This window comes from Bacillus sp. PK3-067 (genome assembly GCF_056738645.1).
The window spans coordinates 90,001-103,951 of the sequence record NZ_CP096490.1 but is presented as its reverse complement, the minus strand read 5'-3'; the positions used below and the strand labels follow the sequence as shown (position 1 = coordinate 103,951).

The window sequence follows — 13,951 nt, the reverse complement described above, 5'->3', positions numbered from 1 at the left end:
GATAACGGTGTAAACCGCTTCTGCTTACTTTGCGGCCTAAGACATCCCACGAAGCAATTCGCTGTTCAGCAGAAGACTCGAAGGGGCATTTCAAAAATCCGCTTATAAACCACTCCCAGCCTAAAGGTGGTTCTCTCTGTAAAAAGCCTGATTTTCTACTTCTCCTTCTCGTCGCTTTTCCTTATTAGGTTTTAGGTATACTTATTATATTTCTAAACCTAGAAAATGTTAACCAATTACTTTTTGAAGACGATTTAAAACTTTTTCTTTTCCAAGAAGTGCAATAGCATTCGGAAGCTCTGGACCATGCGTTTGTCCTGTAGTTGCAACACGGATTGGCATAAATAAATTTTTACCTTTATGTCCTGTTTCCTTTTGAACTGCTTTAATCGCTGCCTTAATTGCTGCTGGCTCCATTGCTTCTAGAGCTTCTATTTGACCAGCAAATGCACGAAGTACTTCAGGTACTTGTTCACCATTTAATACTTCTTGTCCTTCTTCTTCATAATCAACATGATCTTTAAAGAACATTTCAGAAAGCTCTACAATTTCAGCTCCAAAACTCATTTGTTCATGGTATAAAGCAATTACATCACGAATCCAAGCTTGGTCTTGTTCGCTTAAAGTTTCTCCCACACGTCCAGCTTTCACTAAATGCGGTAAGCTTAACTCTACAACCGTATCTAAATCTTGCTTTTTCATATACTGGTTGTTCATCCATTTTAGTTTTTGAGAATCAAATAATGCAGGTGATTTTGATAAACGAGCTGCATCGAACATTTTGATAAACTCATCTTTAGAGAAGATTTCTTCTTCTCCTACCGGAGACCAACCTAGTAGTGCAATAAAGTTAAAGATTGCTTCTGGAAGATACCCAAGCTCTTTATATTGCTCAATAAATTGAATAATAGATTCATCACGCTTACTTAACTTTTTACGACTTTCATTAACAATTAGAGTCATATGACCGAATTGTGGAATATCCCAGCCGAAAGCTTCATAAATCATCATTTGTTTCGGTGTATTTGAAATATGATCATCACCACGAAGTACATGTGTAATTTCCATTAGATGATCATCTACTGCTACTGCAAAGTTATAAGTTGGAATTCCATCCTTTTTCACAATAACAAAATCACCGAAATCATTTGAATGGAACGCAACTTCATCTTTTACAATATCTTTGAATGTGTAGTCACGATCAGCTGGTACACGGAAACGAATACTTGGAATACGTCCCTCAGCTTCAAATTCTTTCACTTGTTCTTCAGTTAATTCACGGTGGTTACCTGCGTAACGAGGTGTTTCACCGCGAGCGATTTGTCCTTCACGCTCTGCTTCTAGCTCTTCTTCTGTCATATAACATTTATAAGCTAGACCACGCTCTAATAAATCTTCATATAATTTTTTATAAATATCTAAACGCTCTGTTTGGCGATATGGTCCAAATTCACCACCAACATCAACACCTTCATCCCAGTCTATACCGAGCCATTTCAAGTATTTTAATTGGCTTTCTTCTCCACCAGCCACGTTACGTTTTACATCAGTATCTTCAATACGAATAATAAATTTGCCATCTAAATGACGAGCAAATAAATAATTAAATAATGCCGTACGCGCATTTCCGATATGTAAGTGTCCTGTTGGACTTGGCGCGTAGCGCACTCTCACTTGCTTTTCCATAATTGGTACACCTTCCATTCTTAATGTCAACACATTCTATAATTGTACACCAAAAAAATGTGATTATCCATCTTACGAATTAAAAACCATTATTTTTTCTGTAATAAAACAACCGCTTGAGAAGCAATCCCTTCTTCTCTACCTGTAAATCCTAATTTTTCTGTTGTTGTTGCCTTTACATTAATGTTATCGATAGACGTTTCTAACAGTTCACTAATGCGCTTACGCATACTCTCAATATGTGGTGCCATTTTTGGTTTTTGAGCAATAATTGTACAATCTAAATTTCCTAACTCGTAACCTTGTTCACGCACAAATTCCCAAACTTTTTGTAACAATACAGCTGAATCTGCATCTTTAAAAGCTGGGTCTGTATCAGGAAAATGCTTTCCGATATCTCCTGCTGCAATCGCACCTAAACATGCATCAGCAATCGTATGTAACAATACATCTGCATCTGAATGGCCGATTAATCCTTTCTCGTGTGGAATTGTAATTCCACCGATAATCAACGGGCGCCCTTCCGCAAATTCATGTACATCAAAACCTTGTCCAATTCGAAACATCCTTACTTCCTCCTTAAGCTAAACTACTGAGCTTTATGACTCTATATTATATCGCTATCCTTATAAAGAAAAGCCCGGCTGTTGCCGAGCTTTTCTTTATTAACACGTCATCAATGTTATTTCTTTTGAACACGTAGGAAACTTTCAGCAATTAATAGATCTTCCGGAGTCGTCACTTTAATATTATAGTAACTCCCCTCTACTACACCTACTTGCTTCCCAACACGTTCTACGAGACTTGCATCATCTGTGCCAAGAAAACAACTTTGCTTTGCGCTTCTATGAGCTTCTAACAAAAGAGAAACAGAGAATCCTTGTGGTGTTTGTACAGCGTTAAGTTGAGATCGCTCTACCGTTTCTACAACAACACCCTGCTCTACTTTCTTAACAGTATCTTTTACTGGCACTGCACAAATGGAAGCTCCATATTTTTCTGCTGCAGTTAATACATCGCGAATCACTTTATTCGTTACGAACGGGCGCGCCCCGTCATGCACAAGAACATATTCGACACCACTCGCATACTGAAGTGCGTTATAGACGCTATCTTGTCTTTCGGCTCCACCCTGAATGAATTGTACGTGCTTTTCAATCTGGTACTTCTGCATTAACTCTTCAAAATACGGGCGTTCTTCTTCGTTAATTGCCATAATAATACTTTTGCACGCTTTATCTTTTTCAAAAGCACGCAATGTGTGCACAATAATTGGTACTTCATCTATAAGTAAAAATAACTTATTTTTACCAGCACCCATTCGTTTTCCTTGGCCTGCTGCCGGAATAATTAATGTATACATATTAATAATCCTCTACTTATAATGCTTTTTCTAGCAATTTACGTTTTGCGAAAATCATACGACCAGCCGATGTTTGTAATACGCTAGTAACAAGTACGTCAAGTTGTGAACCCACATACTCTCTACCATCTTCTACTACAATCATCGTACCATCATCTAAGTATGCAACACCTTGATTTTGTTCTTTACCATCTTTCACAACATAAACACTTAATTCTTCACCAGGGAGTACGACTGGTTTAATCGCATTAGCTAAATCATTAATGTTTAACACCGTAACCCCTTGTAATTCAGAAACTTTGTTTAAATTGAAATCGTTTGTTACTACAGTTCCACCAGTGATTTTTGCCAACTTTACAAGCTTGCTATCTACTTCTTGGATATCATCGAAATCGCCTTCATAAATTTCTACCGGAATTGGCATCTCCTTTTGAATACGATTTAAAATGTCTAGCCCTCTGCGGCCACGATTACGCTTTAAAGCATCTGAAGAATCGGCAATATGCTGAAGCTCTTCTAATACGAATTGCGGAATGACAATTGTTCCTTCTAAAAACTTTGTTTGGCAAATATCTGCAATACGTCCGTCAATAATTACACTCGTATCGAGAATTTTCCAATGAGTCGTAGATTTTTCTGCTTCGACCTCTACCTCTTCATTCTCACTATTGTTTTTCTTCTTACCTCCGCGTTGGGGTAATGTAAATAATCCTAGCAATTCATTCCTTTTTTTAAATCCTACTTGGAATCCTAAATATCCAAGTAAAAGGGTGAAGAACACTTGCAACACCGTACTAATAACTGGAATTGTAAATTCACGAATTGGTATCAAAATTAAATATGCAACAATAAGACCAGAGATTAATCCTAATGTACCAAATAAAACATCTGCTACAGGCGCCTTTACAAGAGCCTCTTCAATATGCTTAATAAGTTGAACAATATAATCTACAAGCCAAAATGTTGTTAAAAATAAAATAATTGCACCAATAATTGCACGAACATACGATCCTTCCAACAAAGGAACCGCACCGATATCTAATACATTAATAATTTTGGGGATTAAGTAAATCCCTAACGCTCCCCCGATCACTAAAAAGAAGAGCTGTACAATCCGTTTTAACATCCAACCACCTCCTACTCATTATTAACCATTGTTTCGCTAATCAAAACGCCGAATGCAAAAGCGGACGTGTTTTTTTGTAAATAGTTTTATTTACCAATATATCATATCATATACCAAAAATGTTCTAGTGTCGTTATATTATAGAATCAATGTAATATTCTTAATTGTGTCTACTCATATAGAGATGCTCTTGAATTCTTTTTAGACCTTCTCGTATTTTCTTCGCTCTCACTTCTCCAATTCCTTCCACATCATCCAATTCATTAATAGTTGCTCGGCAAACACCTTGCAATGTTTTAAATCGATTAATTAAATTCTCGATAATAAGTGGCGGAACACGAGAAATCTTGCTTGTGATTCGGTACCCTCTAGGTGTCACACTTTCTTCTAAACTTGTTTGTCCTGGATAGCCAAGCAATTTAACTAAATCACTATCCTCTAAAAGTTGTGTATTTGCAAGATCTTGTAACTTTTTCAAGATTTGATGATGGTCTTGTGTTTTCTCCTGGTGATAATCTTTAATTAACAATGCTGCCTCTGCCTCTAAATCAGCTAGTAATTCTGTAAGCTGTAAACGAATTAACCTACCTTCTGTTCCTAACTCATGAATATAGCTCAATATTTCATTTTTAATACGCAGCACCATTTCAACACTATGTAAAACGTGAACCACCTCGGACATTGTAACGACCTCTTCAAATTCTAGAATACCCAAATTCGTAATGCCGTCATTCCATACAGCCTTATATTTTTCTAGCGTTTGAATTGCTTGATTTGCCTTCGTTAAAATGACACCTATATCTTTTAATGTATAACGTAAGTTCCCTTGATATAGCGTAATTACATTACGTCTTTGTGAAATGGCCACAACAAGGCTGCCCGTCTGCTTTGCTACACGCTCTGCTGTTCGGTGACGCATACCTGTTTCAATAGAATCAATAGATGAATCTGGAACTAACTGTGCGTTTGCAATTAAAATTTTACTTCCAGTTTCATTTAAAATAAGTGCTCCATCCATTTTTGCTAATTCATATAAACTAGCAGGAGAGAATGCGCAATTAATATGAAAACCACCATCAACAATGCTTTTAATCTGCTCATTATACCCAAGAACAATTAGTCCCCCCGTTTGTGCGCGAAGTACATTATCTATCCCTTCGCGCAGTGGTGTTCCTGGGGCCACGAGCTGTAAAATGTTAATCATACTTTTGACACGTTGCTTATTTTCTTCCATAGCCTAGCCTCCTAATGTCAAACGAAGCGCTTCTCCCAAATTAGAAACACCTACAACCTCAATCCCCTCTGGAATTGTCCATCCCCCTAAATTTTTTCTAGGAATGATAGCACGTTGAAATCCTAATTTAGCTGCTTCTTGTACACGTTGTTCAATTCTTGATACTCTTCTTATTTCTCCAGTTAATCCAACTTCTCCTATTACCGCATCAGTTGGTGCCGTAGATTTATCTCTAAAACTTGAAGCTATACTTAAGGCGACAGCTAAATCAATTGCCGGTTCGTCTAATTTCAAACCACCAGCTACTTTTAAATACGCATCTTGATTTTGTAATAGTAAACCTGTTCTTTTCTCTAGTACCGCCATAATAAGCGAGACACGATTATGATCAATTCCTGTCGCCATTCTTCGAGGATTTCCAAAACTAGTAGGGGAAATTAATGCCTGTATTTCTACTAAAACTGGTCTTGTTCCTTCCATTGAGGCAACTACTGTTGAACCTGCAACTCCAACTGGTCTTTCCTCAAGGAAAATTTCAGAAGGATTTAAGACTTCTGCAAGGCCAAGTTCTTTCATTTCAAAGATACCCATTTCATTCGTAGAACCAAAACGATTCTTTACAGCTCGTAAAATACGATATGTATGGTGTCGATCTCCTTCAAAGTAAAGAACTGCATCAACCATATGTTCTAGCATACGCGGTCCCGCAATTGCACCTTCTTTTGTCACATGTCCTACGATGAAAATTGGGATTCCCTTTGTTTTTGCAAGTTTCATTAATTCTGCTGTACATTCACGTACTTGCGCCACACTACCAGGAGCTGATGTTACCTCAGGTAAATGTATCGTTTGAATAGAATCAATAACAACAAAAGCAGGATTCATCTCTTCAATATGTGCTGCAATACGCTGTAAATCTGTCTCTGATACAACAAATAGATTACTACCATTTACATGTAAACGATCTGCACGAAGTTTAATCTGCTTTGCTGACTCCTCACCTGATATATACAATACATCATATGAAGCATCTGCTAATTGCGAGGAAATCTGTAATAATAACGTTGATTTTCCAATCCCAGGGTCCCCACCAATAAGTACTAAAGATCCATCTACAATTCCGCCACCTAGTACACGGTTAAACTCTTGAAATTTTGTTTCAATACGTGCCTCAGACTTTGTTTCTACTTCTGTAAGACGTCTTGGTTTTGTTACTTCTGTTTGAATTGCATTTGCATAATTTAGGCGTCTGGATGATACAACGGGTTCCATCTCTTCAACAAGCGAATTCCATTGACCACACCCTGGACATTTACCCATATATTTTGGTGATTGATAACCACACTCTTGACATGTGAATTTTGTTTTCTTTTTAGCCATATCTTTTTATATTTCACTTCGCTTTCATCTATAAACATTTGACCTTCTCGTACAAGAAAGAGGGCTATCTCGTAGCCCTCTTAGTTTGTCTATACTTATTTTACCTTTTCAGCACTATGAATGACAAATGTTTCCCCTTCTACATCAAAGATAACTTTTTGACCTTTCTCAATAGCACCTTTTAAAAGTTCTTCCGATAGTCTATCTTCTACATGCTTCTGAATTGCTCTACGTAGTGGACGAGCACCATATTCACGATCAAACCCTTTATCAGCAATAGCTGCAATCGCTCCTTCTGTTAAGTGCAATTCAATTTCTTGTTCTTTTAAGCGATTCACTAACTGATTTACCATAAGAGTCACAATTTCTTGAATATGTTTTTTCTCAAGCATATGGAATACGATAATTTCATCAATACGGTTTAAGAATTCTGGACGAAATGCCTTTTTCAGCTCATCCATTACTTTACCTTTCATATCCGAATAATCACGGCTTTCATCTTGTACGTTAAATCCAAGATGTTTGTTACGTTTTAACGCCTCAGCACCAACGTTAGACGTCATAATAACAATCGTATTACGGAAATCAACTGTACGTCCTTTAGAATCAGTTAAACGACCATCTTCCAATACCTGTAGTAGAATATTAAATACATCAGGATGTGCCTTCTCTACTTCATCTAATAGGACAACTGAATAAGGCTTACGACGAACCTTCTCTGTTAATTGTCCGCCTTCTTCATACCCAACATATCCTGGAGGAGAACCAACTAAGCGAGAAGTTGAATGTTTCTCCATATACTCAGACATATCAATGCGAATCATTGCATCCTCATCACCGAACATAGATTCTGCCAATGCTCTTGCTAATTCTGTTTTACCTACACCTGTTGGCCCTAAGAAAATAAATGAACCAATTGGACGTTTCGGATCTTTCAATCCTGCTCTTGCACGACGAACAGCTTTCGCTACAGCCACTACAGCTTCATCCTGACCGATGACACGATCATGAAGAATGGATTCTAAGTTTAATAATTTATCAGTCTCTGTTTGTGCAAGTTTAGAAACAGGGATACGTGTCCATGTAGAAACGACATTTGCAATATCTTCTACCGTAACCTCTGAATTTTCTTTTCCTTGTTGTTCTTTCCACTGACGTTTTGTATCTTCCAATTTCTCACGTAAGCGTTGTTCCATATCACGTAAGGAAGCAGCCTTTTCAAACTCTTGACTTTGTACAGCCGCATCTTTTTCTTTTCGAATTTCCTCAAGCTTCACTTCAAGCTCTTTTAAGTTTGGTGGTGTTGTATAAGAACGCAAGCGAACTTTTGAAGCAGCTTCATCAATTAAATCAATTGCTTTATCTGGTAAGAAACGATCCGTAATATAACGATCTGAAAGTTTTACAGCTGCATCAATTGCATCATCTGTAATAGACACACGGTGATGCGCCTCATAACGATCGCGTAATCCTTTCAAGATTTGAGTTGATTCTTCTAGACTCGGCTCATCAACATGAATTGGCTGGAAACGTCTCTCTAAAGCTGCATCCTTTTCAATATATTTACGATACTCATCTAAAGTTGTCGCACCAATACATTGTAATTCTCCGCGTGCTAAAGATGGTTTTAAAATATTCGATGCATCGATTGCACCTTCTGCTCCACCTGCACCGATTAATGTATGAAGTTCATCAATAAATAGAATAATATTCCCTGCTTGACGTATTTCATCCATTACTTTCTTTAAACGATCTTCAAACTCACCACGATATTTCGTCCCAGCTACCACTGTTCCCATATCTAGTGTCATAACACGCTTATCTCTTAACGTTTCAGGAACTTCATTATTTACGATTTGCTGTGCTAACCCTTCAGCAATTGCTGTTTTACCTACACCAGGCTCTCCAATTAACACTGGATTGTTTTTTGTTCTACGGCTTAACACTTCAATTACACGTTGAATTTCTTTACTACGTCCAATAACAGGATCCAAACGATTCTCACGTGCAACAACTGTTAAGTCGCGCGCTAAACTGTCTAGTGTCGGTGTATTTGCATTTGTCGATGAACCACCTTGGTGACCTGAACTTGCTTCGTTACTTCCAAGAAGTTGTAACACTTGTTGTCTTGCTTTGTTGAGGCTTACACCTAAATTATTTAATACACGTGCCGCTACACCTTCACCTTCACGGATTAAGCCAAGTAAAATATGTTCTGTTCCAACATAAGAATGTCCTAGCTTACGCGCTTCATCCATAGACAATTCAATAACTTTTTTAGCACGAGGTGTATAATGTACAGTTTGAGAAGCTTCTGTTCCACGTCCAATTAACGCTTCTACCTCTTTTTGCACTTTCTCCGGGCTCAATCCAAGAGCAATTAACGCTTTTGCTGCAATTCCTTCACCTTCGCGTACAAGCCCAAGTAAAATATGTTCTGTTCCAATGTTATTATGCCCAATGCGAATTGCTTCCTCTTGAGATAAAGCTAATACTTTCTGTGCTCTTTCTGTAAATCTTCCAAACATCATAGAAATCGCCTCCTACTTGCGCTTAGTTTTTTTCAATACGTAATCGCTCACGGATTAAGGTTGCTCTTCGATAATCTCTTTCTTCTGGTCCTAAAGGTCCTCCTGCATATTGTTGTAAAATACCAGGTTGCGTAAGAACCATTAGCTCAGTCAAAATATTTCTCGATATACCTTTTATATATCCTAGATCAATACCGAGTCGTACATCCGATAAGCAAGTTGCCGCTTCTGCAGATTGAATTAAACGACTGTTTGCTAGTATACCGTAAGAACGATAAACCTTATCTTCAAGCTCAATGCTCGAATTTTGTACAATTAATTCTCTGGCCAATTTTTCTTGTTGTATAATTTGCTGCATGACACTCTTTAAATCTGCAATAATATCTTCTTCGGATTTCCCTAACGTCATTTGATTTGATACTTGAAATATATTACCTAACGCTTCGCTACCTTCACCGTATATTCCTCTTACTACTAAACCTAATTTTTGAATTACTTGTATAATACGGCTAATTCTTTTTGTTAAAACCAGCCCTGGTAAATGAATCATTACAGAAGCTCTTAATCCTGTACCAACGTTAGTAGGACAACTCGTAATATATCCAAGTGATTCATCAAAAGCATATTCAACCTCTTTCTCAATCCAATTATCTATTTGATTGGCGCTTTGAAGCGCCTTTGATAACTGTAGTCCTGGAAATAGGCACTGAATCCTAATGTGGTCTTCCTCATTAAGCATCACACTAATGTGTTCGCTTTCTGATAACAGACATGCTCCATATTCGGTCCCTGCTAGATTTGGACTAATTAAATGCTTTTCGACTAAAACTCGCCTTTGAAGAGGAGTTAGTTCATTCATTTTTAATAGTCCAAACTTCCCAAAGGGCTCTACCGCTTTATTTATAAATTTCTTTTTAAATAATTCTTGAACCTTTTGAGCTTCCTCTTCGTTTTGCATAGTAGAAAATTGATATTGCTTAAAATTACGAGCCAAACGAATTCGACTACTTAAAACAATATCAGAATCAGGGCCATCCCCCTTCATCCATGGACTAATCGCTTCATTCATAATTTTGTCCAGTGACATAGAACTACTCCCCCTCTCTATGCTCACTAAGCTGAGTTTCAAGCCCTCGAATCTCATCTCTTACCTCAGCAGCTTTCTCAAACTCCTCATTCTGTACATATTGTTTCAGAATAAGTTTTAGTTCATCTAATTCTTTCTTTAAGTGGATATTTCCTTCCATTCGTTCCGGAATTTTTCCACAATGTTCTGTATGTCCACCATGAAGTCGCTTTAACAATGGGTTTAAGTGTCCTTTAAATGTATCGTAACAAGAAGCACAACCAAAGCGTCCCACTTTTGTAAAATGTTCATATGTCATCTTACAATCTGGACATCTTACTGTATTTGTATTTGAAAACCCGTTTTTTCCTTCTCCAAACATTGTTGATTCACCGTGTAATAAACCAGCAAATACATCATGAAATGAAAAGTTAGACTGTGATGATTGAAAGAAAGACGTATAGCCACTTTGCTCCGCACATTGCTCACAAAGATGAACTTCCGCCTTCTTCTCGTTGATTACTTTTGTATAATGTAAAGTTGCTGGTCTTATATTACAGTTTTGACAAGTCATCAATATCCCCACCTTTACAACAGGAACGATCTACCTCATGATACTTTTCATACATTACTAGATTGTCCTCTTTCCTTAATCCACTCAGATAAAAGTACATGCTCTTTTTCAAAACTTCTACAATATTTAACTGCCCTATCTTAATTATCATTCTTTTACAAAAGCTGTATTTATTTATATTTCAGTGTTCTTAACATTGCGCATAATATTCGAGCCCTAAGTTCATCTCGAGAAGGAATATCCATTGATAATACAGAACGATCTAGTACACTTAACATTAATTTTGCTTCACGGCCTGTTATGATTCCCTCTTCTAATAAACGTATAATCATACTCTCTGCATTCCCTTGTGCAACGCTATGATCAATCATATGAAGCATTTGATCAATAATGTCTATATCATCATGCAGTTTGACTTTTATAATGCGAATGTAACCTCCTCCACCACGTTTACTTTCTACTACAAATCCTCTTTCTAATGTAAAACGGGTATTGATTACATAATTGATTTGAGATGGTACGCACTCGAATCGATCCGCAATCTCATTTCTTTTGATTTCAATCACATTATTATTACTTAAGTCAATAACTTGCTTTAGATATTGCTCAATGATATCAGATATATTTCTCATTTATCCGCCACCTTTATTGACTTTGACTATCTTTGACTTTAATTATATACGTATTAATAAAATTTGCAACTCTTTTGCTTATTCACTATCCTAGCCACATTCCCCTGCATTTAATCAAAATAGTAATTATTTAAGCATATTTTTTTAATTACTATGGATTATAAAAGAAAACACGAAAAAACACGAGTCATTTGACTCGTGTTTAGTTGCTTGGCGACGTCCTACTCTCACAGGGACAAGGTCCCAACTACCATCGGCGCTAGAGAGCTTAACTTCCGTGTTCGGTATGGGAACGGGTGTGACCTCTCTGCCATCATCACCAAACTATGAAGGCATATTCCTTCAAAACTAGATAACATTTGCTACATATTATATGGTTAAGTCCTCGATCTATTAGTATTCGTCAGCTCCACATGTCACCATGCTTCCACCTCGAACCTATCAACCTGATCATCTTTCAGGGATCTTACTAGCTTACGCTATGGGAAATCTCATCTTGAGGGGGGCTTCATGCTTAGATGCTTTCAGCACTTATCCCTTCCGCACATAGCTACCCAGCTATGCCCTTGGCAGAACAACTGGTACACCAGCGGTGCGTCCATCCCGGTCCTCTCGTACTAAGGACAGCTCCTCTCAAATTTCCTACGCCCACGACGGATAGGGACCGAACTGTCTCACGACGTTCTGAACCCAGCTCGCGTACCGCTTTAATGGGCGAACAGCCCAACCCTTGGGACCGACTACAGCCCCAGGATGCGATGAGCCGACATCGAGGTGCCAAACCTCCCCGTCGATGTGGACTCTTGGGGGAGATAAGCCTGTTATCCCCGGGGTAGCTTTTATCCGTTGAGCGATGGCCCTTCCATGCGGAACCACCGGATCACTAAGCCCGACTTTCGTCCCTGCTCGACTTGTAGGTCTCGCAGTCAAGCTCCCTTATGCCTTTGCACTCTACGAATGATTTCCAACCATTCTGAGGGAACCTTTGGGCGCCTCCGTTACACTTTAGGAGGCGACCGCCCCAGTCAAACTGCCCACCTGACACTGTCTCCCGGGTCGATAAGACCCGTAGGTTAGAATTTCAATACAGTCAGGGCGGTATCCCACCAGCGCCTCCACCGAAGCTAGCGCTCCGGTTTCAATGGCTCCCGCCTATCCTGTACAAACTGTACCAAAATTCAATATCAGGCTACAGTAAAGCTCCACGGGGTCTTTCCGTCCTGTCGCGGGTAACCTGCATCTTCACAGGTACTATAATTTCACCGAGTCTCTGGTTGAGACAGTGCCCAAATCGTTACACCTTTCGTGCGGGTCGGAACTTACCCGACAAGGAATTTCGCTACCTTAGGACCGTTATAGTTACGGCCGCCGTTTACTGGGGCTTCAGTTCAGAGCTTCGCTTACGCTAACCCCTCTCCTTAACCTTCCAGCACCGGGCAGGTGTCACCCCCTATACTTCGCCTTACGGCTTCGCAGAGAGCTGTGTTTTTGCTAAACAGTCGCTTGGGCCTATTCACTGCGGCTTTCCGTTAAGAAAGCACCCCTTCTCCCGAAGTTACGGGGTCATTTTGCCGAGTTCCTTAACCAGAGTTCTCTCGCACACCTTAGGATTCTCTCCTCGCCTACCTGTGTCGGTTTGCGGTACAGGCACCTTTTATCTCGCTAGAAGCTTTTCTTGGCAGCGGGGAATCAAAGACTTCGCTCCATAAGGAGCTTCCCCATCACAGCTCAGCCTTTACGATAAGCGGATTTGCCTACTTATCAGCCTAACTGCTTGGACGTGCACAACCAATCGCACGCTTCTTCTATCCTTCTGCGTCCCTCCATTGCTCAAACGATAAAGAGGTGGTACAGGAATATCAACCTGTTGTCCATCGCCTACGCCTGTCGGCCTCGGCTTAGGTCCTGACTAACCCTGAGCGGACGAGCCTTCCTCAGGAAACCTTAGGCATTCGGTGGACGGGATTCTCACCCGTCTTTCGCTACTCATACCGGCATTCTCACTTCTAAGCACTCCACCAGTCCTTCCGGTCTGACTTCACTGTCCTTAGAACGCTCCCCTACCACTGATACCATTGGTATCAATCCGCAGCTTCGGTGGTGTATTTAGCCCCGGTACATTTTCGGCGCAGAGTCACTCGACTAGTGAGCTATTACGCACTCTTTAAATGGTGGCTGCTTCTAAGCCAACATCCTAGTTGTCTAAGCAACTCCACATCCTTTTCCACTTAATACACACTTTGGGACCTTAGCTGGCGGTCTGGGCTGTTTCCCTTTTGACTACGGATCTTATCACTCGCAGTCTGACTCCTAAGGATAAGTCATTGGCATTCGGAGTTTGACTGAATTCGGTAATCCG

10 protein-coding genes, 2 rRNA genes and 1 other annotated feature (2 of these 13 running past the window's edge) are annotated in these 13,951 nt (G+C 39.3%); all 12 genes read right to left on the bottom strand.

The genetic code is table 11. The features are described from left to right. Window positions 1-181 (bottom strand) — a binding site (T-box leader) (it extends 66 nt beyond the left edge of the window). Window positions 182-228: 47 nt separating this feature from the next. Further along, window positions 229-1,686 carry a glutamate--tRNA ligase gene (gene gltX, locus M1D73_RS00555; RefSeq protein WP_121868694.1) on the bottom strand — a complete coding sequence of 486 codons (1,458 nt, stop codon included), beginning with the start codon at window positions 1,684-1,686 and terminating at the stop codon, window positions 229-231. A gap of 89 nt (window positions 1,687-1,775) precedes the next feature. Further along, window positions 1,776-2,252 (bottom strand): 2-C-methyl-D-erythritol 2,4-cyclodiphosphate synthase, encoded by a 477-nt coding sequence (gene ispF, locus M1D73_RS00550; RefSeq protein WP_000488386.1) that lies wholly within the window; start codon window positions 2,250-2,252, stop codon window positions 1,776-1,778. A 116-nt stretch (window positions 2,253-2,368) separates the two neighbouring features. Beyond that, window positions 2,369-3,049 carry a 2-C-methyl-D-erythritol 4-phosphate cytidylyltransferase gene (gene ispD / locus M1D73_RS00545; RefSeq protein WP_000288284.1) on the bottom strand — a complete coding sequence of 227 codons (681 nt, stop codon included), beginning with the start codon at window positions 3,047-3,049 and terminating at the stop codon, window positions 2,369-2,371. 16 nt (window positions 3,050-3,065) lie between these two features. Further along, entirely contained in the window at window positions 3,066-4,175 is a 1,110-nt protein-coding gene (locus tag M1D73_RS00540; RefSeq protein ID WP_000919677.1) for a PIN/TRAM domain-containing protein, read from the bottom strand. Window positions 4,176-4,335: 160 nt separating this feature from the next. Next, on the bottom strand, window positions 4,336-5,409 hold the full coding sequence (gene disA, locus M1D73_RS00535; RefSeq protein ID WP_000392163.1) for a DNA integrity scanning diadenylate cyclase DisA: 1,074 nt from the start codon (window positions 5,407-5,409) through the stop codon (window positions 4,336-4,338). 3 nt (window positions 5,410-5,412) lie between these two features. Beyond that, a complete protein-coding gene (gene radA / locus M1D73_RS00530) occupies window positions 5,413-6,789 on the bottom strand; it encodes a DNA repair protein RadA (protein ID WP_001085202.1) in 1,377 nt (458 codons plus the stop codon). Window positions 6,790-6,884: 95 nt separating this feature from the next. Continuing rightward, window positions 6,885-9,320 carry an ATP-dependent protease ATP-binding subunit ClpC gene (gene clpC, locus M1D73_RS00525; RefSeq protein ID WP_000971183.1) on the bottom strand — a complete coding sequence of 812 codons (2,436 nt, stop codon included), beginning with the start codon at window positions 9,318-9,320 and terminating at the stop codon, window positions 6,885-6,887. Window positions 9,321-9,342: 22 nt separating this feature from the next. Next, window positions 9,343-10,407, bottom strand: a complete 1,065-nt coding sequence (gene mcsB, locus M1D73_RS00520; RefSeq protein WP_000050842.1) for a protein-arginine kinase McsB — start codon at window positions 10,405-10,407, stop codon at window positions 9,343-9,345. 4 nt (window positions 10,408-10,411) lie between these two features. After that, window positions 10,412-10,960 (bottom strand): protein-arginine kinase activator protein McsA, encoded by a 549-nt coding sequence (gene mcsA, locus M1D73_RS00515; RefSeq protein WP_000128399.1) that lies wholly within the window; start codon window positions 10,958-10,960, stop codon window positions 10,412-10,414. A gap of 170 nt (window positions 10,961-11,130) precedes the next feature. Continuing rightward, entirely contained in the window at window positions 11,131-11,592 is a 462-nt protein-coding gene (gene ctsR, locus M1D73_RS00510) for a transcriptional regulator CtsR (protein ID WP_001244565.1), read from the bottom strand. Window positions 11,593-11,800: 208 nt separating this feature from the next. Next, window positions 11,801-11,916 (bottom strand): 5S ribosomal RNA (gene rrf / locus M1D73_RS00505). A gap of 49 nt (window positions 11,917-11,965) precedes the next feature. After that, window positions 11,966-13,951, bottom strand: a 23S ribosomal RNA gene (locus M1D73_RS00500) (it continues 936 nt past the right edge of the window).

Excerpts from the sequence above, each read along its gene's own strand:
- disA (WP_000392163.1), bottom strand. The coding sequence starts at position 5,409 with ATGGAAGAAAATAAGCAACGTGTCAAAAGTATGATTAACATTTTACAG.
- radA (WP_001085202.1), bottom strand. The coding sequence starts at position 6,789 with ATGGCTAAAAAGAAAACAAAATTCACATGTCAAGAGTGTGGTTATCAA.
- mcsB (WP_000050842.1), bottom strand. The coding sequence starts at position 10,407 with ATGTCACTGGACAAAATTATGAATGAAGCGATTAGTCCATGGATGAAG.
- M1D73_RS00540 (WP_000919677.1), bottom strand. The coding sequence starts at position 4,175 with ATGTTAAAACGGATTGTACAGCTCTTCTTTTTAGTGATCGGGGGAGCG.
- ispF (WP_000488386.1), bottom strand. The coding sequence starts at position 2,252 with ATGTTTCGAATTGGACAAGGTTTTGATGTACATGAATTTGCGGAAGGG.
- gltX (WP_121868694.1), bottom strand. The coding sequence starts at position 1,686 with ATGGAAAAGCAAGTGAGAGTGCGCTACGCGCCAAGTCCAACAGGACAC.
- ctsR (WP_001244565.1), bottom strand. The coding sequence starts at position 11,592 with ATGAGAAATATATCTGATATCATTGAGCAATATCTAAAGCAAGTTATT.
- ispD (WP_000288284.1), bottom strand. The coding sequence starts at position 3,049 with ATGTATACATTAATTATTCCGGCAGCAGGCCAAGGAAAACGAATGGGT.
- mcsA (WP_000128399.1), bottom strand. The coding sequence starts at position 10,960 with ATGACTTGTCAAAACTGTAATATAAGACCAGCAACTTTACATTATACA.
- clpC (WP_000971183.1), bottom strand. The coding sequence starts at position 9,320 with ATGATGTTTGGAAGATTTACAGAAAGAGCACAGAAAGTATTAGCTTTA.